Below are 23,429 nucleotides of genomic sequence, written 5' to 3' on the forward strand. Positions count from 1 at the left end.
TCAAAATGCAGGCCAGGGCGCGGAATCCTGACGGAGCGCGCGCACGGCCGCGCGCAGCAGCGTGACGGTCTCGGCGCTGGCGGCGGCGTCATGGGGGCTACGCCATGCGCTCTGAAAGACGGCGACCACCTGCTCGCCCGGGTTGACGTAGACAAGCTGGCCGAAGGCGCCGATCGCCGAAAAGACCCCTGCGTGGACGCCGGGGACGGGCGGCGTCGCCCACCAGTGGTAGCCGTACCCACCCGCATCGCCCAGCGCCAGGCGGCCAAAAGCGGTCGCCTCGCAGTCCGGCCGGCTCGCGAGGTCCCGCCAGCCGCGCGGCAACACCCGCCGCCCGTCGCGCGCCTCGCCATCTTCCAGCATCAGAAGCCCGAAGCGACCCATGTCGTGCAGGCGGGCGCTGACGCCATGCCCGCCCAGCTCCAGACCGTCCTCGGACTCGAGCTGCCACCAGGCGTCAGCCTCCATCCCGGCCAGACCCCAGACCCGCTCGGCGAGGTAGTCGGCCAACGGGCGACCGGTCGCGGCGGCGACCACGGCGCCCAGTACGCAGCTGTCGCCGGTCGAATAGTTGAACACGGTCCCCTGGGGTTGCGCGCGCGGCAGCCTGCACAACAGGTCGAGGATAACGCCCGGCTGCCGACGCGCCATGGCCCGGCCGAGGCGATAGACCTCGGATGGCGCGCCATCGTCGTAGACCTCGCGCCACGCCACGCCCGAGCACATCCGCAGGACATTGCGGATCGTCACGCCTTCGTAGGCTGAACCTCGCAGTCGCGGCAGATAGCGGTCGCAGGGATCGTCGAGGCTTCCGATCGCGCCGTCGTGGAGCGCTGCGCCCGCCAGCATCCCGGTCATGGACTTTGCGGTCGAGAAGCTCGTCCAAAGCGTCTCCGGATCGTTGCCCAAGCCATAGCGCTCAAGAGCGACCTCACCGTTCTTCAGGATCAGCAGCCCGGCCGTGCGGTTGCGGGCCATGAAATCGTCGACGCCGAGGCGGAGATCGCCCGGCCCGTAGGTGAGGTCCCGAAGCGACCGCGCATGCGGTGGAAGCCCGCGAACGGAGTCACCGCTCCGGATAGCGCGCACCGGCCAGACCAGGTGCTGGCTGCGGTAGGTGTCCGCCTGGTTCTCAGGCGTCGTGTTCATGACGTTGGGCGCGATTTCGGCCATCTCGATCCCCCAGTTGAGACCTTATGGAATCGCGTTCGGCAGGGAGCCTCGCAAGGCAACTTAAGTTGGCTTGCCTCGCCCGCGGCGGCTTGCCATGGTTACGCTCACGATCAGCCGGGCCGGGTCGACGTCAGAATCCCGCAGCCTGTTCCACCGCGAGCGCCAGATCCAGGGCCCGGGCCGCTTCCTCGCCCGTCACCACCGGCCGTGGCGACAATCCCCGTACAGCAGCGACAAACCCGGCGACGCTGGTTCCGAGAGGATCACGGCCCGCCGGTGTCTCGGTGAACGCCTCGTTCAGCGGGAACGGAGTGCTGTTCCTGAAGGCGCGAGTGACGAAGTCGATCTCAAGAACGCCCGAGGGATAGACGATGCGCATGGTCCGCTCGCGCGCCGCGGCGTTACGGGCGGCGGTGAACACAGCGGTGAAACCGTCGCTGAAGGTCGCCTCGGCCCGGATCGCGCTCTCGTCACCCTCGGCCTCCACGGCCAGGGGGTCGGCGTCGGTCAGCGACAGGGCCAGGTCGATGTCGTGGATCATCAGATCGAGAACGACCGACACATCGCGACTGCGCGGCGACGGCGTGCCCTTGCGCACAGCCTCCAGCAACAGCGGCTTTTCCGGAATGTCGAGCAGGCCCATGGCCTGGGACACCACCCGCTCCTGATGGCCGCAGGCCAGCACGAGGCCGCGTTTCGCCGCCTCGGCGATCAGGGCGTCAGCCTCTTCCAGCGTCGTCGCCAGCGGCTTTTCCACATAGACCGACCGGCCAGCCTTCAAACAGGCCAGCGCTGCGCCGGCGTGGGTCGTGGCCGGCGAGGCGATGGTGACGATGTCGCAGACCGCCAGCAGATCATCCAGGTCGCCCCAGGCTTCGACGCCGTGCTGCTCGGCCATCGCGAAGCAGCGCTCGGGGTGCGTGTCAAAGATGCCGGCGAGCTCCACGCCCTCCATCTCGGCATACTTTTTCGCGTGGAAGCCGCCGAACACGCCCGATCCGACGACGCCAGCCTTGAGTACCTTGGTCATGGCCCGGTTCTAGCGCGGTTCGACGGCTTCCGCGAGGTTCGGAAACGCGCTAAACGCCCGTTTGAAATTACAGTTGAAATCGGGAGTTACGCCTATGACGACCTCGCGCGAGATTCGCCTGAAGAGCCGCCCGGTGGGCACGCCCACCGCCGACAACTTCGAGCTGGCTACCATTGAGTTGCCCGCCCCCGGCCCCGGCGAAATCCAGGTCCGCAACACGTGGATGACGGTCGACCCTTACATGCGCGGCCGCATGAACGACGTGAAGAGCTACAGCCCGCCCTTCCAGCTGGGCAAGGCGATGGACGGCGGCGCCGTCGGCGAGGTGATCGCGTCCAATGACCCGTCGTTCGTCGTCGGCGATCTGGTCCAGAGCGGCTTCGGCTGGCGTGAGGCCTTTAACGCCCCGGCCAAGTCGGTGCAGAAGCTGAACACGTTCGGTCTGCCCCCGCAGACCTTCCTCGGCATCGCCGGCATGCCTGGCCTGACCGCCTGGGTCGGCCTGCTGAAGATCGCCGCGCTGAAGGAAGGCGACATCGTCTTCGTGTCCGGCGCGGCCGGCGCCGTCGGCTCGGTCGTTGTGCAGATCGCCAAGATCAAGGGCCACACCGTGATCGGCTCCTGCGGCGGCGCGGACAAGGTCGCCTTCCTCAAGTCGATCGGCTGTGACGAGGTCATCGACTACAAGGCCGAGACCGACCTGGCCGCCGCCCTCGCCCGCGTGGCGCCCAAGGGCATCGACGTCTACTTCGAGAACGTCGGCGGTGAGCACATGGATGCGGCCATCGCCAACGCCCGCCCGTTCGGCCGGTTCGCGCTCTGCGGCATGATCAGTCAGTACAATTCGACCGGCGAGATGTACGGCGTGAAGAACCTGATCCAGGCGGTCGGCAAGAGCCTGAAGCTCGAAGGTTTCATCGTCTCCAACCACTTCGAGCACCTGCCCGACTTCCTGCAGGACATGTCCGGCTGGATCAACGACGGCAAGCTGAAGTGGACCGAGACGGTCGACGAGGGCATCGAGAGCGCCCCCGGCGCCTTCCTCAAACTGTTCGCCGGCGGCAACACCGGCAAGATGCTGGTCAAGCTGGGGTAGCTTGCGTGGTTCGAGACGCGGACCTGAGAGTCCGCTCCTCACCATGACGCGGGGGAAGCCAACACCTCTTCGTCATCCTGAGGAGCGAGCCTCAAGCGAGCGTCTCGAAGGACCACCCTCGATCAGGGCCATGGACCGAAGGTACATGGCCCCGCGATGCTACCGCCCCGTAAGCTCCACCACGGCCCAGCCGTCGCCGAGCTTCTGAACTTTCAACGCCACCCGCGCGCCCGGTTCACCGGGAGACTGGGCGATGACGTCGGCCCAGGTGCGGAAAGTCGCGCGACCTGCGGCCAGGCCGGAGCCGGTCGCGCCGTCGTGGTCGATGGTGACGGTCCGCCCGTCCGACGCGACGATCGTTCCCGTGGTCGCATAGATCGGCCCCGTCGGGCTTTCGGGAATGACCAGCGCCCGCGCCTTCGCCGCCTTCAGGTCCTTGTCGTCGCCTGACGACGGCCCGCAGGCCGAAAGCGCCAGTGCGGCCAGAATGAGGGCGGTTGCGATCTTCTTCATGGAACAACTCCGTAGTCTGACGAGCCGATTATCACGAACACGCGGGAATTGAAGCCAGTGCTTCCTCCCACGCGTCGCGACAGCTAAAAGCCCGGCCAATCTTGAGGGAGTAGAGCCGTGTCGCGCCTTTTCAGCGCCTATGTGATGGTCGACTGGAGCGCCGCCGCCGCGCCGCGGACGGGCAAGGACTCCATCTGGATCGGCGTCATCAAGCGCGACATCCGCTTCCGCCCGACGTTCGAGGCGTTCAACCCCGCCACCCGCGACGAGGCCATGAAGGTGCTCGGCGACGTGCTCGCCGACCTGCGCCGCCGCAATGAACGGGCGCTGGTCGGGTTCGACTTCCCGCTCGGCTATCCCGAGGGGACGGCGAAGGCGCTGGCGCTGAAGACGCCGGACTGGAGCGGCATGTGGGCCTTCCTGGCGTCGAATGTCGTCGACAAGCCGACCAACGTGAACAACCGCTTCGCCGTCGCCGCCAAGATGAACCGGCTGATGACCGACCAGCCCTGGCCGTTCTGGGGCTGCCCGGCCAACGACAGCCAGCGCTGGCTGTCGACCACCAAGCCGACGGCCCTGCCCGAAGGCCTGCCGCCGCAGCTGCGCCGCGCCGAAAAGCTCACCCAGGGCAAGGGCAAGGCCGGCGCAAAGACCGTCTGGCAGGTGTTCGGCAACGGCACCGTCGGCAGCCAGGCCATCGTAGGCATCCCGCGGGTGAAGGCCCTCGCCGACCAACTGGGCGACAAGGCGAAGGCCTGGCCGTTCCAGACCGGCTGGAAAACGATCACCCCGGCCGACGTCGACGGCCTCGAGGTCGTCTTCGCCGAGGTCTATCCGGCGCTAGTCGAGATGAAGGCCGAGCCGGGCGAGGTCCCTGACCGCGCCCAGGTCCGCGCCCTCGCCGAGCACTTCCTCAAGCTCGACGAGGCCGGCGATCTCGGCGCCGCCTTCGGGCCGGGCGCCGGCGCCGAGCCGGACGTCGTGGCCGTGGTCGAGTCCGAAGAAGGCTGGATCCTCGGCGTCTGACACCGGGGCCTCTCAACCCTGACGGTTGACTTCCGCCGACCGGCGTTCACCCTCCCCTGAAATTCGCCTGGGGAGGCGCGCCCATGACCATGACCACTCAACGCCACCAGTCCATCGACGCCGTGCGCGGCTTCGCGGTGCTGGGCATCCTGCTGATGAACATCGTCGGCATGGGAATGCCGACCTTCGCCTACGTCGACCCGACCTATTACGGCGACCTGCACGGGGCCAACTTCTGGGTCTGGGCGGTCAATTTCGTGATCACCGACGGCAAGATGCGGGCCCTTTTCACCATGCTGTTCGGGGCCAGCATGCTGCTGATCGCCGACCGGGCCGAGGGGCGAACGCCGGGCCCTGCCGCGACCCACTACCGGCGGGCGTTCTGGCTGCTGGTGATCGGCTTCCTGCACGCCTACTTCCTGTTCTTCGGCGACATTCTGGTCTGCTATGCGATCGCCGGCGCGGTCGCTTTCCTGTTCCGCAAGCTGCCGCCGAAGGCGCTGATCGCAACGGGCGCGGCGATCCTGATCGCCCTGCTGACCAAGAGCCTCGTCGAGGCCGAACACATCAAGGCGTTGCAGGCGGCCGTCGCGGCCGGCGCGGCGACCCCGGCCCAGGCCGCCCAGTGGCAGGAGCTGCAGCTGTTTCTCAACGCGCCGCAGAGCCTGGGCGTGGACGAGATCGCGAAGATGCGCGGCGACTTCTTCTCCGCCCTGCAGAGTCGCTTCCGCGCCGCGACCATCGTCCAGCTCGGCTTCCTGCCGCTCGACGCCATTCCGGAGGCCATCGGCCAGATGCTGATCGGCGCGGGCCTGTTCAGGCTGGGCTTCTTCACCCTGGGCTGGTCGAGCCGGGCCTACGCCGCGATGATCGCGGTGGGATACCTGATCGGGGTCCCGGTGATGATCTGGCTGTGCTGGTCGACGGTGCAGGCCGACTTCGAGCCCGTGCGGCAGCACGCCCTGTTCGCCCTCACCGCCGCCCCCCGGCCATTCATCGCCCTGGCCCACGCCAGCGTCCTGATGCTGATCATCCGGGCGGGGGCGCTCACGGTGCTGGTGAACCGGCTTGAGGCGGCCGGGCGGATGGCCTTCAGCAACTACCTGGGCACCTCGATCATCACGACCTTCGTCTTCTGCGGCTTCGGCCTGGGCCTCTACGGCCAGCTCGAGCGCCACCAGCTCTACTATGTTGTCGCCGGCGTCTGGGCCTTCATCCTGCTGTGGAGCCGGCCCTGGCTGGCGCGGTTCCACTACGGCCCGTTCGAGTGGGTCTGGCGCTCACTGGTGATGTGGAAGCCCCAGCCGTTCGTGAAGCGCTAGGGGACATGTACCGCAGGTACGTGTCCCCCAATCGAGCGGCGGGACGTTTAGGGGACACGTACCGAAGCCGGTACATGTCCCCGGAGATCAGCTTGCCGCCCGCAGGCCGTCGCGGCCGGACTTGAGCCGTTCGGCCACGAGGAAAGCCAGCTCCAGCGCCTGTTCGCCGTTCAGACGCGGGTCGCAGTGGGTGTGGTAGCGGTCGCCCAGCTCGCCCTCGAGCACCGCCCGGGCGCCGCCCGTGCATTCGGTGACGTTCTGGCCGGTCATCTCCAGGTGCACGCCGCCGGGGTGGACGCCCTCGGCCTCGGCCACGTCGACGAAGCCCTTCACCTCGGCGAGGATCCTGTCGAACGGCCGGGTCTTGTAGCCGTTGTTGGCCTTCATGGTGTTGCCGTGCATCGGGTCGGTCGCCCAGACCACCGAGCGGCCGGCCTTCTTGGTCGCGGCCATCAGGCGCGGCAGGCGCTCATGGATCTTGTCGGCGCCGAAGCGACCGATCAGCGTCAGCCGGCCGGGCTCGTTGGCCGGGTTCAGCGTATCGATCAGCCGCAGCAGGTCGTCCGGCTCCAGCGTCGGGCCGACCTTCATGCCGATGGGGTTCTTGACCCCGCGGGCGAACTCGACGTGCGCCCCGTCCAGCTGGCGCGTGCGCTCGCCGATCCACAGCATATGGGCCGAGGTGTCGTACCAGTCGCCCGAGGTCGAATCGACGCGCGTCATGGCCTCCTCGAAGCCCAGCAGCAGCGACTCGTGGCTGGTGAAGAACTCCACCTGCTTCATGCCCGGATGGCTCTCGGGCGTGACGCCGATGGCCGCCATGAAGGCCAGGCTCTCGCTGATCTTGTCCGACAGCTCGCGGTAGCGCGCGCCCTGCGGACTGTCGGACACGAAGCCCAGCGTCCAGCGGTGGATGTTGTGCAGGTCGGCGTAGCCGCCGCCGGCGAAGGCCCGCAGCAGGTTCAGCGTCGAGGACGCCTGGGCGTAGGCCTTCAGCAGCCGCTCGGGGTCCGGCGCGCGGTCGGCGGCGTTGAAGTCCATGCCGTTGATGTTGTCGCCGCGATAGGACGGCAGCGTCACCCCGTCGATCGTCTCGATCGGTTCGGAGCGCGGCTTGGCGAACTGGCCGGCGATGCGGCCGACCTTCACCACCGGCTTGCCGCCGGCGAAGGTCAGCACCACCGCCATCTGCAGGATCAGGCGGAAGGTGTCGCGGATGTTGTCCGCATGGAATTCCTTGAAGCTCTCGGCGCAGTCGCCGCCTTGCAGCAGGAAGGCCTTGCCGTCCGCCACGTCGCCGAGCAGCGACTTCAACCGGCGCGCCTCGCCCGCGAACACCAGCGGCGGCATCCGGCGAAGCTCGCTCTCGACACGCTCCACCAAGGCCGCATCCGGATAATCCGTCGGCAGGTGCTTGGCGGGCTTGGCTCTCCAGGACGACGGGGTCCAGCGCTCGGTCATGATCTCAACTCTGAAATGGATCGCGGCTCATACAGGAAGCCGTGTTCGAAGGCAAAATAATGCGCCCTAAAGGCGTGAACGGCGGGTGAAGGGCATGGGCTTGCGTGAGGAGTTTGGGGCGCGGGCTCGCTTTGGGATCGCCGGGGGCACCCTTTTCGTGGACGCGCAAAGCCGGCCGCGCGCACATTAACAATTCTAAATTTGGATCCATTTTGAATTACTCCTAGCCTCCTCCCGTCCACGCAGGGGGAGATGTCGGTGGGTATGATCCGTGTTCTGCTCGCGCTGGCGGTGCTGCTCTCGCACCTGCCTCTGACGAGCTACAAGATCCTGAGCGGCGGGTTGGCCGTGCAGGCCTTCTTCGTCATCTCGGGCTTCTACATGGCCCTGGTTCTCGACGGAAAATACAAGAATGCCGGCCTTTTCTGGTCCAACCGGCTGCTGCGGCTGGCGCCGACCTATATCGTCATGCTGGTTCTGGGGGCCGTCGCGTTGTTCGGCCTGAAGGCCAGCGTGACCGGAACGCCCGAACTGATGGCCAGACTGCTCGGCCACCCGACATCCGCCATCGTCATGGTGGTCGAGAACCTGGTCGTATTCGGCCAGGATCTGCTGTTCTGGTTCACCATCGACCCGCACGGCGCTCTTGTGTTCGACGCCTACGCGGACCCGGCCAAGGACAGCATCGGGTGGCAGGGTCTGCTGGCGCCGCAATCCTGGAGCCTGTCGACCGAGCTGATGTTCTACCTCATCGCGCCGTTCGTAACGCGGCTGAAGACGAGCTGGATCGTGCTGCTCGCCTTGGCCAGCATCGCCTTGAGGCAATCCGGCCACCTCCTCGACGTCGACTTCCTGCTCTGGCAAGGACGGCTGTTCCCGACGGTGTTGTTCCTGTTCCTGGCTGGGGTGCTGGGCTTCCGCGCCATGCCACTGGTCGAAAAGACGCCCAAGGCCCTGGGCTGGTTTGCGGCCGTCGCGCTGATCGGGTTCTGCCTGGTCTTCACCAGCTTGAAGCTGGCGCCGGGCATCGACCGCTGGGTGACCTACGCCGTGGTGGCGCTGGCCGTTCCGCCGATCTTCCACGCCTTCAGGAACAATCCGCTCGACCGCTGGATCGGCGACCTGAGCTATCCGGTCTACCTCAGTCAGTTGATCGTCATCGGTCTGGTGCTGACCTTCAAGCCCCCTTTCCCAATCTGGATGGCGATTGGCGGAACCTTCGCGGTGTCGACCGCGATCATGCTGCTGATCGAACGTCCGGTCGACCGCTGGCGGCAGAAGCGCCTCTCGGCCCGGCCGATCGCCCCATGAGAGTCTGGGCGGCAGCGCTTCTGGTGGCGCTGATCGCGCCAGCCGTCGCGGCGGCGCAGCCGCGGACAACGGTCGCGCAAGGGATCGCCGAAGGCGTGGCGCTGCCAAACGGGGTATCGGTCTATTACAGCCTCCCCTACGCCGCCTCGCCGACCGGTCCACTTCGCTGGCGAGCGCCGCGGACCGCGCCGGCCTGGAGAGGCGTGCGATCGGCGAGGGCCTTCGGACCAAGCTGCACCCAGAACATCTCCTCCAAGGGGTGGGGGCCGTGGACCAGCGAATTCTCGCCCCAGGGCGCGGTCAGCGAGAACTGTCTCACCCTGACCGTATGGACACCGGCGCACCGGCCGGGACAGCGATTGCCAGTCATGCTGTGGATTCCCGGCGGAGGTCTGACCGACGGCGGCGAGGCCGTCGCGGCGACCAACGCCCAGGCGCTGGCCGCGCGCGGCATCGTCGTCGTCTCCATCAACTACCGGGTCGCGGCCTTCGGACTTCTGGCCCACCCGGCCGTGGAGCCAGAGCCGGACGGGACCCGCGGCAACCAGGCCGCACGCGACGCTCTGGCGGCGCTGACCTGGGTCCACGCGAACGCGGACGCCTTCGGTGGCGACCCCCGGCGTATTACCGTAGCGGGCCAGTCGGCGGGCGGGGCGCTGACCTACATCCTCCTGGCCCTTCCCGAGGCGAAGGGTCTGATCGCAGGCGCCATCATCCAGAGTTTCCCGCCGGGCGGCGAACGCCTGCCGGACGCGAAGACGATGCGCGAGTCCAGCCTGGCTCTGGGCGAGGCGGTGCTGACAGCGCCGGCCAGCGAGATTCTGGCACGGTCGGACGACGCGGGACTGAACCTATTCGTGGATGGGGTGACCATCCGAGACGACGGCTTCGCCCCGCTCGCCGACATTGCGCCGGTCCCGATCCTGATTGGCGTCACGTCGGACGAAGCTTCCTGGTTGAAGCCTACGCTGGCCAGCCACCGTCAGAGCGCCGCGACCTATGGCCCGGACTTCGCGCGCCACTACCCGGCCACGACCGAGGCCGAGGCGCTGGACGCGGCCCTCGCCGCCGACCGCGACGCCAACCTGGTGGGCCTGGAGCGCTGGAGAGACGCACGGGCGCGGGCGCGGGGCGGCGCTACTTTTATCTATCTGTGGGATCATCCCCTGCCTGGACCACAGGCGGCACTGTATCGCGCCTTTCATTCCTCCGAGGTTCCATACGTGTTTGGGTCACTCGACTTGATCCCAGGTCGGACGTTTACCGACCGGGACCATGCGATCTCAGGGCGGATGATGGACTACTGGGTCAACTTCGTGAGCACTGGCGACCCTGATGGCGCCAGGTCACCGACCTGGCCCCGTGACGGCATCATGCGGCTCGGCGAGGCCTTCGAGCCGCTGCCGCCTCTCCCGACCGATGTGGAGGCCCTTTTCAACGGCCACTACGATCGCACCGGTCAGTTCAGCTACTGACCTCGCTTGACCCGGCGCGTCGCCCCTTGGCATCGAAGGGCATGATGCAGCCCAAGAGCCCCGCGAACCCGCAACCGCGCACGGCGCGGACCCTGACCTACCAGATCATCGATCCCGAGCAGCTTCGGGCGCTCGTCTCGACGGTCCGGGCCGACATCATGGACCAGGTGGCGGCGTTCGGGCCGTTGTCGGTTCGCGAGATCGGACAACTGACCGGCGCCGCGCCGTCGTCGCTGTATCATCACATCCAGCGCCTGACCGAGGTGGGCCTGTTGATCGAGGCTGGCGCACGCCCGGCCGCCCGCAAGCCGGAGCAGCTCTACGACACGCCTGCGCCACGCATGCGCATGCTTGAGGCTCTGCAGGCGGCGAGAAACCAGCCAATCCTCGACGCCTTAGTCGGGTCGATGTGCAAGCAGGCCAGTCGTGACTTCGCCCGGGGCGTCGCGGCGCCTCACCGCGTCACCCGCGGCGATACCCGCAATGTGCGCTTCGCTCGCCTGGTCTGCCGACCCGACGCCGAGACGCTGCACCAGATCAACGCCCACCTCGACGCGGTAACGGAGTTGATCGCCCGTTCCGCCGACGGCGAAGGCGAGCGCATCGCCTACGCCTGGGTGGTCACGCCGCAGGATCCGAAGCGCGGCCGTTCGCGACCCGACTAGGGTCAGTCGCTACCCCAACTCCGCCGGCACATACTTCTCGCGCATCGTCACCAGTTCCTCCGCCGCCGTCGGATGGACCGCGCAGGTCGAGTCCCACTGCTGCTTGGTCACGCCCATCTTCACGGCGATGGCGGCCATCTGGATCATTTCGGGGGAGTCGGGGCCGACCACGTGGACGCCGACGACCTGCTGGGTGTCCTGGCGGACCAGCAGCTTCATCAGGGTGCGTTCCTCGCCGCCGTAGAAGGTGACCTTCATCGGGCGGAACACCGAGCGGTAGACGTCGATGGGGCCGAAGGCCTTACGGGCCTCGGCCTCGCCCATGCCGACGGTGCCGATCGGCGGCTGGGAGAAGACGGCGGTGGCGACCAGGTCGTGGTCGAAGGTGGTCGGGTTGTTCCTGAACTCGGTCTCGGCGAAGGCGGCGCCCTCGCGGATGGCCACCGGGGTCAGGTTGATCCGGTCGGTCACATCGCCGACGGCCCAGATGTTGGCGGCGCTGGTCTTGCTGAACTTGTCGACCTTGATCGCGCCGCGTTCGTTGAGCTCCACGCCCGCCGTCTCGAGGCCCAGGCCAGCGACATAGGGCTCGCGGCCGGTGGCGAACATCACCTGCTCGGTGGTGAAGGTCATGTGGTTGTTGAGCGTGCTGACAATGCCGGCGTCGGTCTTTTCCAGCTTCTCGTGGCTGCAGCCGAGCACCACCTTGATGCCACGCCGCTCCATCTCGCCGGCCAGGTGGGCGCGGATGTCGTCGTCGAAGCCGCGCAGGACGTTGGCCCCGCGATAGAGCAGCGTCACCTCGACGCCGAGGCCCGCGTAGATGCCGGCGAACTCCACGGCGATGTAGCCGCCGCCGACGATCAGGATCGACTTGGGCAGGGTCTCCAGATGGAAGGCCTCGTCCGAGCTGATGGCGTGCTCAACGCCCGGCAGGTCGGCCGGATAGGTCGGCCGGCCGCCGGTGGCGATGAGGATCTTGTCGGCGGTGACGGTGCGGGCGTCCTGGCCGGTGATCTCGATGGTGTGGGCGTCCTTGAGCACGGCCCGGCCGTGCAGCAGGTCGGCGCCGGCCTTCTGCAGGTTGGTGACGTAGATGCCCGACAGGCGGGCGATCTCGATGTCCTTGGCCTGGAGGAAGGTCGGCCAGTCGAAGGTCGGCTCGGCGACGGTCCAGCCGAAGCCGCGAGCGGTCTTGATCTGCTGCGAGACCTCGCTGGCGTAGACCATGAACTTCTTGGGCACGCAGCCGCGCACCACGCAGGTGCCGCCGACGCGGTATTCCTCGGCCACGCCGACGCGGGCGCCGGTCATCGCCGCCAGCCGCGCGGCCCGGACCCCGCCGGAACCGGCCCCGATGACGAAGAGGTCGTAGTCGTAGTTGGCCATGGGGGCTCCGGCGGTCAGGGGGCAGGCTGAATCTGGGTCCCGGCCTTCGCCGGGATGATCGGAGGATATGGGGTCAGGGAACGTGCCTGACCACCCCTGTTTCGGTCCCGACCAGCGCCTCGTCGGCGAGGTCGAGGAACAGGCCGTGGTCGACGACGCCGGTGACGCTCTTGAGGGCGGCGGCCAGGGCGGCGGGATCTTCGATGGCGCCGGCGGCCAGGTCGTAGATGACGTTGCCGCCGTCGGTGACCACCACGCCCCGGTCCGCCGTGCGCAGACGCGGCGGCGGCAGGTCGAACTCGGCGGCGATGTCGGCCAGGTGGCGGCCGGTGTGCGGGTGGCCGAAGCGGACCACCTCGATCGGCAGCGGGAATTTGCCGAGCGTCTTCACCATCTTGGCGGCGTCGGCGATGACCACGCAGCGGCGCGAGGCCTCCCAAACCAGCTTCTCGCGCAGCAGGGCCGCGCCGCCGCCCTTGATCAGCGACAGGCCCGGCCCGATCTCGTCCGCGCCGTCAACGGTCAGATCGATGGCCTTGACGTCGTCCAGGCCGATCAGGGCGATGCCCAGCTCGCGGGCGAGGTTGCCGGTGTTCTCCGAGGTCGGCACGCCTCGGACGTCGAGGTTGCGGGCGGCCAGCGCCTTGACGAACCAGGCGGCCGTCGAGCCGGTGCCCAGCCCCACGACCATGCCCGCTTCCACGAGGTCGGCGGCGGCCGCGCCGGCGATGCGTTTCTGGTCGTCCGCGGTCATGTCGCCTCTCGCGAGCGGCTGAGCACCAGCAGGGTCATCCCGCCGAGGCCGGAAAGGGTCAGCACATTGAAGTCGGACGCGGCCAGGGCGGCGGCCAGGGCGGACTTGTCGTCGAAGTCCAGCGGGACGCGGGCGCCGCCCGCCTGGCGGAAGGCGTGGAAGCCGACGCCCATCACGGTTTTCGAGGCCGGCACCCCGACCCAGCGGCGCCCCGCTGCTACGGCCGCCTCGTCCTTGCCCTTCAGCCCGACCGCGCAGGCCAGGGTGGTGGAGGCCGGCAGGCCGTCGCGGGGCTTGCCCTTGCCGCTGGCAGCCATGACGAAGAACTCACGGCCGTCGACGGTCTTCTCGAAGCCCCTGACATCCTGCATGGCGCCGAGTCGGGGCTTCTTCTTCGCCGGGACAAATCCTTCGGCCAGGGCCCGGGCGGCGGTGCGGGACGGGTCGACGTCCGGGCCGCAGATGGTCCTGAAGTAGTTGAACAACCCCGGCGCCGCCCCGGCCGTCTCGGCGCGGGAGGCCGTGGCGGACAGCAGGGTCGCGGCAATCAGGATCGATGCGGCGGCGCGCGACATGTCAGCCCTTCTTCCGCGCCAGCTTCATCGCCCGGAACCGGGCGGCCCAGCCAGGCTTCTCGACCTGCTGCGACCGTTCCAGCCCGAGGGCGTCCGGCGCGACGTCCTTCGTGATCACCGAGCCCGAGCCGGTATAGGCCCCTGCCCCGACGGTCACCGGCGCGACCAGTGAGCTGTTCGAGCCAACGAAGGCCCCCTCGCCCACATGGGTGTCGAACTTGTCGAAGCCGTCATAGTTGCAGAAGATCGTGCCGGCGCCGATGTTGGCCTTCGCGCCGATCGTGCCGTCGCCCAGATAGGACAGGTGGTTGGCCTTGGCGCCCTTGCCGACCTTGACCTTCTTGACCTCGACGAAGTTGCCGATGTGGGCGTCCTCGCCGATGTCCGCGCCGGGCCGCAGCCGGGCGTAGGGGCCGACGATGGCGCCGGACCGGACGATGGCGCCTTCCAGATGGCTGAAGGCGCGGATCACGGCGCCGCTCTCGACCGTCACGCCGGGTCCGAACACCAGGTTGGGCTCCAGCGTCACGCCGCCGGCGATCTGCGTGTCGAAGCTGAGGAACACCGTTTCCGGCGCCGTCATGGTCACGCCGTCGGCCAGCAGGGCGGCGCGGGCGCGGGCCTGCCACAACGCCTCGGCGCGGGCGACGCCGGCCTGGTCGTCGGCGCCCATCACGGCCGTCTCGGAGGTGAACGCCACGCCGACGCGCTTGCCGGCCGCGTTGGCGATGCCGACGATGCTGGTGATGTAGTACTCGGCCTTGGCGTTGTCGTTGTCGACCGCGGCCAGCCAATCGAACAGCGGCCCCGCCGGGGCGCAGAGAATGCCGGAGTAGCAGGCGTTGACGGCTTTCTCGTCAGGCGATGCATCGCGGGCCTCAACGATGCGCAGCAGCCGGCCGTCCGCATCCTGGATCATCCGGCCGTAGAGCGCGGGGTCCGCCGCCTCGAAGGCCAGCATGACCAGGTCATCGCCGGCCGCGCGCCGATTGAACAGCGGCGCGAAATCGCCGGCGGTCAGCAGCGGGCAGTCGGCGTTGGTCACGATGACATCGCCGGCAAAGCCGGCCAGGGCGTCCCTGGCTGACAAGACCGCGTGGGCGGTTCCCAGCGGCGGGTCCTGGATCGCCACGGCGGCCTCGTCCAGTCGCTTGCGCACATGCTCGGCGACGGCAGGGCTGTGGGTCCCGCAGACCACCACGACCCGCTCGCAGCCGGCAGCCTGGACCGCATCGATGGCCCGGTCGAGCATGGTCCGCCCGCCGATCCGGTGCAGCACCTTCGGCGTCGGGGATTTCATGCGGGTGCCCTGGCCGGCGGCCATGATCACCGCGGCGCGCTGGCTCATCGGTTCGACTCGTAACGTTGCAATTGTCCCCCGTTTACCTGAAAGCCTCTGCCGATGCATGACCCCGAGATGACGCTCGCCGGTTGGACCGTTGTTTTCGATCTCGACGGCACCCTGATCGACACGGCCCCCGACCTGATCGCCGCGCTGAACGTGGTGCTGGTCGAACAGGGCATGGACCCCGCGCCGGTGTCGGCGGTACGACAGCTGGTCGGTCACGGCGCGCGCGGAATGTTGCAGCGTGCCTACGAGCGGGTCGGTCTGACGATCACCGAGGCCGGGATCAGCGCCTTGCGGCCGCGCTTCATTGAAGTCTACCAGGCCCGCATCGCGGAGGAGAGCCGACCGTTCGCCGGCTGCCTGGAGGCGCTGACGGATCTGAAAGCGCGCGGCGCCCGGCTGGCCGTCTGCACCAACAAGCCGCATGGACTGAGTGAAGCCCTGCTGGCGGCGCTCGACATGACCCGCCATTTTGACGGCATCATCGGCGGGGACGTGCTGCCGGTGCAGAAACCGGACGCCGCGCCGCTGCTGGAAGCCATCCGGCGCGCGGGCGGCGATCCGGTCCGCGCGATCATGGTCGGCGACGCCTCGCCGGACGTGGGCGCGGCCCGGGCCGCGGGCCTGCCCTGCATCGTTTTCAGCTTCGGCTACAACGACCTGCCCCCGGCGGAGCTGGGCGGCGACCTGGTCATCGACAGCTACGGCGAACTGACGGCGGCGATCACCGGCCTCGCGGCGTCTTGCCGGACCGCGGCCGAGTCGCTATAGCCACCGCCTCCCGGGCCAAGAGCCCCAGAGCGGATGCGTAGCTCAGCGGGAGAGCACCTCGTTCACACCGAGGGGGTCACAGGTTCAATCCCTGTCGCATCCACCACCCTTCGCCCTGCGGGCTTCGGGTGGCAAGCCACCCGAAACCGCACCTTGGGCGAAGGCGTGCCCTTCGAAGCCTTGGCGAAGAAGGGCAGGTTCCGGTCCCTCCACTCCGGGCTTCGCAGAACAAGCCCTTCGCCTTCATTCGAAGCAGGATGCCCTCCGAAGCCTCGGCGAAGGAGGGCCCGTGTCAGCGTCCGACTGAGGGCGGCGGCCCCGGGGCGCAGCTTTCGTCATCGAGATTGAGCTCGGTCGTCCGGCCATTGATCACCAGGTCGCGCCAGCGAGGAGCAGCGGTCACGACCTTGCCGTCGCGGAGTGACGCGTCGGTGTCCTGACAAAGCCCGGAGAACTGGCCGATCTGACGCCAGGTCCCGCCCGCGTCAGCCGCCGAGGCGAACATTGTGTAGCCCGCATTGAGCACCACCTCGTCGACGCCGTCATCGTTGAGGTCAATGAGGAGGGCCTGACAGGGCTTGCTCTTGTCGAGACAGTTGGAGAGCCCGCCGTCCCGCTCCGCGCCACGAAGCGCCAGGAAACCCGCGGGCAAGGTCTTTCCTTTCGGCGCGACCAGAACCTGGATCGCGGCCCCACCGGTGTCGGCCGGACCCGGCAGCCGGCTTCGGTCGGACGCCGCCAGCGCCTCTCCCGCCCGCTTCCCGACCTCTCCGCCCTTCGCCTTCAACGTCTTCAGCGCCGCCGGTCCGTAGCGCTGACTTTCGAAGCGGAGGAACCGGTAGTCGACCTTGTCCGGCGGCAGCCGGCCGTTGGCGATCCGCGCCATCTGGTCATTGACCGACAACCGCGCCGGGTCGGCCAGCGGCGAGAAGAGCGCGAGGATCAACCCGACCACGACGAAGGCGGTGACGATATTGGTCAGCTCCAGCAGCTTCATCCAGGCGCCCGGCAGCACCGCCGCCACGCTGTAGCCGACCGCGTAGCATACGCCCGCGAGCACACAGGCTGTGGCGATGATCCGGTCGGGCGTCAGGCCGTACTGGTCGATCCGTAGCCAGACCGCGTAGCCGGCCACGACCACCAACGGGACCAGCAGCAAGCCGCCCGCCCGCGCCGCCCAGCGCAGCACCGTCGGCGTCGCCTCGTCAGGTTCGCCGTCCTGATAGGCCGCATTGGTCAGGATGATCATGATCGCCGCCGCGCTCAGCAGGATGGCCGCGGCGCTCCTGGTCTTCCACAGCGGCTCCAGGCCTGTGAACGGCAGCGACGCCATGAACGCGCCGACCAGCACCACCAGCACCGGCAGCAACCACGACAGCAGGGTCAGGGCGACCGTGCGGATGCCGCGGATCAATCCATGCCGCACGTCCGTCAGCTGCACGGCCGCGGCGAGCATCGTTCCCGTGGCCGGGAAGGCGAACCAGGGTTTCTCGATGACATCGGCGATCAGGGTGATGCCGATCAGCTTGAACAGCGCGCCGCCGAGGAACAGCACGATCCAGAATACGCCGACGAAACCCGCCGACATCGCCAGCTGAACGCCATGCTTCCAGGCCAGATCGAAGTAGGTGGCGAACCGGGCGATCAGCTTGCGATCAGACTCGGCGCCGGCGACCAGATGGTGGGCGATGAACAGACCGGCCGCCAGGAAGGCGATGGCCTCCGGAGATATCCACTGGCCGCCCTTCTGGGCCACCTGCCGGCTGATATCATGTGCGCCGAGAGCCGCCAGGGCCGCGGCCGCGACAACGGTCCAGATCAGCAGGGTCCGACGGCGCATGTCCGTCAGTCCCGCGAGCACGATAAACGGCGCGAACAGCACCGCCGCCTCCAGCGCGCCCAGCAGGACATGGCTGACACTCAGGCCCAGCTTGCCGTCGATAACCTTTGTCAGTCCCCACAGGGCAATTCCCTGCGTCAGCCCGGTCGCGATCCGCGCCCAGCCGACCACCGACGGATTCGCCCGGTCGTCCATGCCATAGGCCATGGCGATCTCCCCTGTTCAGATGTCAGCCTCGCGCAACAGGTGACTCAAGACAATCGCATGCAACGCACGCGGGCGCTTTGCGTTGGTGGGAACGCGTGTCACCTTGGCCCCCGTCCGAAGGAGCCCCTTGACCCCTGCATGAGCAAGCCCGCCGACTTCAAGGTTCAGCAGGGAGACGACGGCGCAACGGTGGTGCTCACCGGCGACTGGACCGCCGAAGGCATGGGCGACGCCGATAACCGGCTGATCGACCTGCTGCATGGCGCCAAGGCCCTGACCGTCGACCTGACCAGCATCGGTCGGTGCGATACAGCCGGCGCCTTCGCCGTTCTGAAGGCCACCGACGGACGAGCTGTCCAGAGCGAGATCCTCGCCCGGCCAGGAACGCGCCGGCTGCTGGACCTCGTCGCGGCCGCCGTCGAGGCGGAGCCGACCCCGCACGTCCAGCAACACGGGCTCTACGACCTGTTTGTCCGGGTCGGTCAGGGCGTGTTCAATATCTTCGGCGAAGTCGTCGAGACGTTCGCCTTTATCGGTCGCCTGACCATGTCCGGGCTTCGTGGCCTCGCCAGACCGTCGAAGATCCGCTGGGCCCCGATTTTCGCGCAGTGTGAACGCGCCGGCCTGGACGCCCTGCCTATCGTCACGACCGGCACCGCCTTTATCGGCGCGGTGGTCGCCCTGATCGGCATCAACACGCTCAAGGACTTCGGCGCGACGGTGTTTGTGGTCGAAACCATCGGCATCGCCGTGCTGCGCGAGTTCGGCATCGTCATCACCGCCGTCCTGATCGCCGGCCGGTCCGCATCGGCGTTCGCCGCCGAAATCGGCGCAATGAAGATGCGTCAGGAAATCGACGCCATGCAGGTCATGGGCGTGGATCCGTTCGACGCGCTGGTCCTGCCGAGATTTATCGCCTTGCTGCTGATGATGCCGCTGCTGACCTTCGTGGCCGATCTCTCCGGCATGGTCGGCGGGATGCTGGTCACCTGGAACATTCTCGACCTGTCGCCGACCTTCTTCATGCAGCGGATCGTCGACAACGTCGGGGCAACCCACTTCTGGGTCGGCATCTCGAAGGCGCCGATCATGGCCGCCGTGATCGCCGGCATCGGCTCGCGCCAGGGCATGGAAGTCGGCGGCGACGTCATCTCGCTCGGCCAGAGGGTCACCTCGGCCGTGGTCCAGGCGATCTTCACCATCATCGTTATCGATGCCGTGTTCGCCATCCTCTACATGAAGCTCGACGTATGAGCGGCCTTGTCGACGAGGACGATACCGAGGTTCCGCCGATCGAGATTGTCGGTCTGCTGTCGCAGTTCGGCGACCATGTGATCCATCAGGATCTCGACCTCACGGTCAATCGCGGGGAGATTCTGGGCGTCGTTGGCGGTTCGGGCTCCGGCAAATCGGTGCTGATGAACACCATCATCGGCCTCAAGACGCCCGATGGCGGCACGGTGCGGTTGTTCGGCCAGGACATTGACACCGCCACCCGAAAGAACTGGACCTCGATCGAACGCCGATGGGGCGTGCTGTTCCAGCAGGGCGCGCTGTTCTCGTCGCTGTCGGTTAGGGAAAACGTCGCCGCGCCGCTGTTCGAACACACGAAACTCTCGAAGGCCGAGATCTACGAACTGGCGGATCTCAAGATCGCCCTTTCCGGCCTTCCGCCCCGCGCCGGCGCGCTGCGACCCTCCGAATTGTCCGGCGGCATGATCAAGCGGGCGGGCCTGGCGCGGGCGCTTGCCCTCGATCCACAGCTTCTGTTTCTCGACGAGCCGACGTCCGGCCTCGACCCGATCGCCGCCGCGGCGTTCGACGAGCTGATCGCCGACCTGTCGTCGAGCCTCAACCTCACGGTATTCATGATCACGCACGATCTCGACAGCCTCTACGCCATCACAACCCGCGTGGCGGTGCTGGCCGACCGCAAGGTCGTTGCTGACGCGCCCGTGCGGGAACTGGAACATTCCGATCATCCGTGGATTCAGGAATACTTCCTGGGCCCGCGAGGCAGAGCCGCGGCCGAGTCGCGGAAAAGGACGGGGCAAAGCGTCTGATGGAACGAAACGCCAATTACGCCCTGGTGGGCGTCGCCTCACTCGCTCTGGTCATCGGGATGGTCGTGTTCATCGTCTGGCTCGCGCGCCTGCAGGTGAACCGCGACTACGATGTCTACAACGTGCTGTTCGTCGGCCCGGTCAACGGTCTGTCGGAAGGCGGAGAGGTCCACTTCAACGGCATCAAGGTCGGCGAGGTGACCAAGATCTCGCTCGACAGTCGCGATCCCAACCGCGTCATCGCCGAAACGCGCGTGACGTCAGACGTGCCTATCCGCGAGGACTCGGTCGCGACCCTGGAGCCGCAGGGCATCACCGGGGTCAATTTCATCCAGATCACCGCCGGCACCGCCACCAAGCGGCTGCTCAAGGATACCGTTCCGGAGGACGTGATCCCCGTCATCCAGACCCAGCGCAGCACGCTGTCGGACCTGCTTCAGGGCGGCGGCACGGTGCTGAGCCGTACGATCGAGGCGCTCGACCGGGTCAACCGGGTGCTGTCCGACGAGAACGTCAAGACGTTCAGCGCGGCGCTCAACGACGTTCAGGCGATCACGGCGGAAGCGCGCGAACGCAAGGAAATCATCGCCGACGCACAGAAGGCGCTGCAGAGCATCGACACGGCCGCCACCGAGATTACCGAGCTGAGCCGCAGCACGAAGGGCTTGGTCGACGGCGACGGCCGCCGCACCCTTGCCGAGTTGAGCGACGCGGCGGCAGAACTGAAGGCCGCTACTCGCGACGCCCGGACGATGATCGGCAAGCTCGACGGTCCGACCAGCGAGTTCGCCGACACGGGCCTGCCGCAGCTGACTCGCGCCATCACCTCCCTGCAGGCTACCGCCGAGTCGCTCGACCGGCTGGTCGGCGAGGTCGAACAGAATCCGCAGGGCGTCGTCGCCAAATCGCCCGCCAAGGAAGTGGAGGTCCAACCGTGAGCCGCCGACTGACCGCCGCCGCGCTCGCGCTCGCGGCCATCGCCCTGTCGGGCTGTATCTCCCTGTTTCCCAAGGCAGAGCCCGCCCAGCTGTACCGGTTCGAGGCCAGGGTGGCGGCGCAGCCGGCCGCGACCGGCCCGGTGTTCGGCGTCCTGCGTCTGGGAACCAGCTTTCCGCGCGCCTCGGCCGCTGATCGCCTGCTGACCGTCAACGACAAGGGCGAGGCCGCCTATATCGCCGGCGCCCGGTGGGTCTCACCGGCGTCGGTGCTGTTCGACGAGCAGATCGCCGCCGCCTTCCAGGGCGGTGGCCGGGCGAGGCTCATCGGGCGTGGAGAGGTCATCAAGGCGGACTTCTCGCTGAAGCTGGATGTCCAGACGTTCGAGACCCACTACGACCGCGGCCCCAAGGGTGCGCCGGAGGTGGTTATCGCGGTGCGCGGCGTGATCACCCGCAACCGCGACCGGGCCTTGATGGGCGAACAGGTCTTCACCGCCCGGATTCGCGCGAGCGAAAACCGCGTCGGCGCGATCGTGCCGGCCTACAACGCGGCCCTGTCGCAGGTGCTCGGCCAGCTGATCGCCTGGGTCAACGCGGTGGATACGACCGGGGCCTGAAGCACAGGGACATGTACCGCAGGTACGTGCCCCCTAAACCCGCGGCTCGATTGGGGGACACGTACCTGCGGTACATGTCCCCTAGAGTCCGAACAGCTCCGTCAGATACGGGTTGAGCAGCCGCCCGTCCGGATCGAGCTCGCGCCGGATTTCGAGGAAGTCGTTCCAGCGCGGATAGAGCGCCGCCAGCTGAGGCCCCTTCAGATCATGCAGCTTGCCCCAGTGCGGCCGGCCGCCGTGTCTGACGAAGATCGGCTGGATCAGCTCGAAGAAGAATTTGTAGTCGTCACGGTAGTAGGCGTGCACCGCCACCGAGCCACGCGGCTCGCCCTGGAACGGCGACAGCCAGGCGTCGTCGGGCGCGATGCGGCGCACTTCGATCGGGAAGAAGACGTCGGGCCGGTGTTTCTCGATGGTCTCGACGACTTCCTTCAGCGCGGCCAGCTGGGTCTCGTGAGGCAGATGGAACTCCATCTCGTTGAACCGCACCGGGCGTTCGGTCGACAGCAGCTTCCAGCCTTCGTCGACGGCCGTTTCCGGCGGCGTTCCGCCCAGCAGCGCCTTGGCCGCCGCCTTGCGCAGGCCGGTCGAGAAGCCAAGCAGGTTGCGCAGACCCTTGAGCGCGTCGAGGAAGGCCGTGTCGGCGTCCGGCCCGCGATCCAGCGCCGGATCATCGGTCTCATCATGGGTGATGTTGGCCGCCAGGCCGGTGAACGGGACAGCGTAGAACTCGAAATTGCGGTGGGTGGCCCAGCGCTCCTCCGCCTTCTCCAGCGCCTCCTCGAACGGTTCCAGCCAGACCCGGCGGCGCAGGCGGCGGTTGGCCGAGGTCGACAGCTTTGCCTTCGAAATGATCCCCAGCGATCCCAGCGACACCCGCGCGGCGCTGAACAGCTCGGGCCGGGTCCTTGCGTCGCAGTCGAGCACCGCGCCGCCGGCCGTCACCAACGTCAGGGCCGTGACGTCGCCGTGGATCGCCTTCAGCGTCCGGCCGGTGCCGTGCGTCGCCGTGCCCAGCGCGCCGCCCAGAGACTGCTTGTTGATGTCGGGCAGGTTGGCCATCGCCCGGCCCTTTTCGGCCAGCGCAGGACCCAGGGCGCCCAGCCGCGTGCCGGCCCAGACCGTAGCGTCGTCGCCGTCCCAGGCCTGAATGCCGGTCATGGCGTCGAGCGAGACCAGCGTCCCGTCGGTGGCGCACAGGCCGGTGAAGCTGTGGCCAGCGCCGGTCACCCGGATCGGCGCAGGGCCGGCCTTGAGCAGTGCCGCCAGTTCGCCCTCGTCCTTCGGCGCGCTGCGCTGGACCGGATAGCTGTGCTGGATGCCCGACCAGTTGCGCCAGACCGTGTGGCCCTTGCCATCGGTCGACGGCGGCGCGGCCGGCTCCGGCTTGTCGCCCTTGAAGGTACCGACGGCGACGGCCGAGCCCCCGATGACGGCGACGCCCGCCCCACCCGCGATCAACGCCTGCCGTCTGGAGATCATCAGAAGCCCCGCCCTAGGTCGCCGACTCTTCGTGGTCGGACATGAAGCGTATCAGAGCCTCCAGATCCGCCGGGGTGCAAGTGGCGCACTGGCCGCCGGCCGGCATGGCGTTGAATCCCTGGATGCTGTGGTCGACGAGCACCGGCAGGCCCTGCTTCCAGCGCGGAGCCCAGGCCGCGGCGTCATGGACCATCGGCGCGCCGGAGTCTGGAACGGTGTGGCAGGCCTTGCAGGAGCTTCCGTAAAGCGCCGCCAGACGCGGATCGGCGGGGCGCAGCAGGGCCGCCTGTTCCGGCGTCGGTGGCGGCGCCGGCGCGGCGCCGCAGCCAACGGCCGACAGCGCCAGGGCGAGGATGACCAGAGTTCGTCCCAT

At 68.0% G+C, this 23,429-nt stretch carries 22 protein-coding genes and 1 tRNA gene; 12 read left to right on the plus strand and 11 right to left on the minus strand.

From position 1 onward, the window contains the following. Window positions 1-1,173 (minus strand): serine hydrolase domain-containing protein, encoded by a 1,173-nt coding sequence (locus ACODSL_RS00475; protein WP_488898660.1) that lies wholly within the window; start codon window positions 1,171-1,173, stop codon window positions 1-3. Window positions 1,174-1,303: 130 nt separating this feature from the next. After that, on the minus strand, window positions 1,304-2,203 hold the full coding sequence (locus ACODSL_RS00480) for a Gfo/Idh/MocA family protein (RefSeq protein WP_488898661.1): 900 nt from the start codon (window positions 2,201-2,203) through the stop codon (window positions 1,304-1,306). A gap of 94 nt (window positions 2,204-2,297) precedes the next feature. Here ACODSL_RS00480 and ACODSL_RS00485 point away from each other — a divergent pair, with 94 nt between their 5' ends. After that, a complete protein-coding gene (locus tag ACODSL_RS00485; RefSeq protein ID WP_488898662.1) occupies window positions 2,298-3,299 on the plus strand; it encodes an NADP-dependent oxidoreductase in 1,002 nt (333 codons plus the stop codon). A 159-nt stretch (window positions 3,300-3,458) separates the two neighbouring features. Here the strand turns inward: ACODSL_RS00485 and ACODSL_RS00490 are convergent, their stop codons facing one another. Then, window positions 3,459-3,812 (minus strand): copper-binding protein, encoded by a 354-nt coding sequence (locus ACODSL_RS00490; protein WP_488898663.1) that lies wholly within the window; start codon window positions 3,810-3,812, stop codon window positions 3,459-3,461. 117 nt (window positions 3,813-3,929) lie between these two features. Here ACODSL_RS00490 and ACODSL_RS00495 point away from each other — a divergent pair, with 117 nt between their 5' ends. Together ACODSL_RS00495 and ACODSL_RS00500 are read left to right on the plus strand one after the other, a co-directional pair. Continuing rightward, window positions 3,930-4,838, plus strand: a complete 909-nt coding sequence (locus tag ACODSL_RS00495) for a cobalamin biosynthesis protein CbiG (protein WP_488898664.1) — start codon at window positions 3,930-3,932, stop codon at window positions 4,836-4,838. An 83-nt stretch (window positions 4,839-4,921) separates the two neighbouring features. Next, window positions 4,922-6,160, plus strand: coding sequence for a DUF418 domain-containing protein (locus ACODSL_RS00500; protein WP_488898665.1), 1,239 nt, complete (start codon window positions 4,922-4,924; stop codon window positions 6,158-6,160). An 87-nt stretch (window positions 6,161-6,247) separates the two neighbouring features. Here the strand turns inward: ACODSL_RS00500 and ACODSL_RS00505 are convergent, their stop codons facing one another. Then, window positions 6,248-7,621, minus strand: a complete 1,374-nt coding sequence (locus ACODSL_RS00505) for a class II 3-deoxy-7-phosphoheptulonate synthase (RefSeq protein WP_488898666.1) — start codon at window positions 7,619-7,621, stop codon at window positions 6,248-6,250. 264 nt (window positions 7,622-7,885) lie between these two features. On the opposite strand from ACODSL_RS00505, the gene ACODSL_RS00510 reads away from it, so the two are divergent. The 3 genes from ACODSL_RS00510 to ACODSL_RS00520 are packed head-to-tail and all read left to right on the plus strand — an operon-like array spanning window position 7,886 to window position 11,072. Beyond that, on the plus strand, window positions 7,886-8,932 hold the full coding sequence (locus tag ACODSL_RS00510; protein WP_488899713.1) for an acyltransferase family protein: 1,047 nt from the start codon (window positions 7,886-7,888) through the stop codon (window positions 8,930-8,932). Further along, window positions 8,929-10,407, plus strand: a complete 1,479-nt coding sequence (locus ACODSL_RS00515; RefSeq protein ID WP_488898667.1) for a carboxylesterase family protein — start codon at window positions 8,929-8,931, stop codon at window positions 10,405-10,407. The genes ACODSL_RS00510 and ACODSL_RS00515 overlap by 4 nt, the downstream gene beginning before the upstream one ends. Window positions 10,408-10,448: 41 nt before the next feature. Continuing rightward, window positions 10,449-11,072, plus strand: coding sequence for an ArsR family transcriptional regulator (locus tag ACODSL_RS00520; RefSeq protein WP_488898668.1), 624 nt, complete (start codon window positions 10,449-10,451; stop codon window positions 11,070-11,072). Window positions 11,073-11,081: 9 nt separating this feature from the next. On the opposite strand, the gene gor is transcribed toward ACODSL_RS00520, so the two are convergent. The 4 genes from gor to glmU form a co-directional block, all read right to left on the minus strand. After that, entirely contained in the window at window positions 11,082-12,461 is a 1,380-nt protein-coding gene (gene gor, locus ACODSL_RS00525) for a glutathione-disulfide reductase (protein WP_488898669.1), read from the minus strand. Window positions 12,462-12,534: 73 nt separating this feature from the next. Then, window positions 12,535-13,215 (minus strand): ribose-5-phosphate isomerase RpiA, encoded by a 681-nt coding sequence (gene rpiA / locus ACODSL_RS00530; RefSeq protein ID WP_488898670.1) that lies wholly within the window; start codon window positions 13,213-13,215, stop codon window positions 12,535-12,537. Continuing rightward, window positions 13,212-13,790, minus strand: coding sequence for a hypothetical protein (locus ACODSL_RS00535; RefSeq protein WP_488898671.1), 579 nt, complete (start codon window positions 13,788-13,790; stop codon window positions 13,212-13,214). The genes rpiA and ACODSL_RS00535 overlap by 4 nt, the downstream gene beginning before the upstream one ends. Window position 13,791: 1 nt before the next feature. Continuing rightward, window positions 13,792-15,138, minus strand: coding sequence for a bifunctional UDP-N-acetylglucosamine diphosphorylase/glucosamine-1-phosphate N-acetyltransferase GlmU (gene glmU, locus ACODSL_RS00540; RefSeq protein ID WP_488898672.1), 1,347 nt, complete (start codon window positions 15,136-15,138; stop codon window positions 13,792-13,794). Between the two features lie 69 nt (window positions 15,139-15,207). Here glmU and gph point away from each other — a divergent pair, with 69 nt between their 5' ends. After that, complete coding sequence (gph, locus tag ACODSL_RS00545) at window positions 15,208-15,909, plus strand: phosphoglycolate phosphatase (protein ID WP_488898673.1); 702 nt, start codon at window positions 15,208-15,210, stop codon at window positions 15,907-15,909. Window positions 15,910-15,940: 31 nt separating this feature from the next. Continuing rightward, window positions 15,941-16,015: transfer RNA gene (locus ACODSL_RS00550), tRNA-Val, on the plus strand. A gap of 186 nt (window positions 16,016-16,201) precedes the next feature. On the opposite strand, the gene ACODSL_RS00555 is transcribed toward ACODSL_RS00550, so the two are convergent. Beyond that, window positions 16,202-17,956, minus strand: a complete 1,755-nt coding sequence (locus ACODSL_RS00555) for a DUF4153 domain-containing protein (RefSeq protein ID WP_488898674.1) — start codon at window positions 17,954-17,956, stop codon at window positions 16,202-16,204. 138 nt (window positions 17,957-18,094) lie between these two features. On the opposite strand from ACODSL_RS00555, the gene ACODSL_RS00560 reads away from it, so the two are divergent. Genes ACODSL_RS00560 through ACODSL_RS00575 form a run of 4 tightly spaced genes read left to right on the plus strand, consistent with a single transcriptional unit; the run spans window position 18,095 to window position 21,574 of the window. Continuing rightward, window positions 18,095-19,210 (plus strand): ABC transporter permease, encoded by a 1,116-nt coding sequence (locus tag ACODSL_RS00560; protein ID WP_488898675.1) that lies wholly within the window; start codon window positions 18,095-18,097, stop codon window positions 19,208-19,210. Beyond that, a complete protein-coding gene (locus tag ACODSL_RS00565; RefSeq protein WP_488898676.1) occupies window positions 19,207-20,019 on the plus strand; it encodes an ABC transporter ATP-binding protein in 813 nt (270 codons plus the stop codon). The genes ACODSL_RS00560 and ACODSL_RS00565 overlap by 4 nt, the downstream gene beginning before the upstream one ends. Next, entirely contained in the window at window positions 20,019-20,957 is a 939-nt protein-coding gene (locus ACODSL_RS00570) for an MlaD family protein (protein WP_488898677.1), read from the plus strand. Before ACODSL_RS00565 ends, ACODSL_RS00570 begins: the two co-directional genes overlap by 1 nt. Continuing rightward, complete coding sequence (locus tag ACODSL_RS00575) at window positions 20,954-21,574, plus strand: ABC-type transport auxiliary lipoprotein family protein (RefSeq protein ID WP_488898678.1); 621 nt, start codon at window positions 20,954-20,956, stop codon at window positions 21,572-21,574. The genes ACODSL_RS00570 and ACODSL_RS00575 overlap by 4 nt, the downstream gene beginning before the upstream one ends. Before the next feature lie 81 nt (window positions 21,575-21,655). Here the strand turns inward: ACODSL_RS00575 and ACODSL_RS00580 are convergent, their stop codons facing one another. Both ACODSL_RS00580 and ACODSL_RS00585 read right to left on the minus strand, forming a co-directional pair. Next, on the minus strand, window positions 21,656-23,056 hold the full coding sequence (locus tag ACODSL_RS00580) for a D-arabinono-1,4-lactone oxidase (RefSeq protein ID WP_488898679.1): 1,401 nt from the start codon (window positions 23,054-23,056) through the stop codon (window positions 21,656-21,658). Between the two features lie 13 nt (window positions 23,057-23,069). After that, window positions 23,070-23,429, minus strand: coding sequence for a c-type cytochrome (locus tag ACODSL_RS00585; protein ID WP_488898680.1), 360 nt, complete (start codon window positions 23,427-23,429; stop codon window positions 23,070-23,072).

The organism is Caulobacter sp. FG121 (assembly GCF_057809815.1).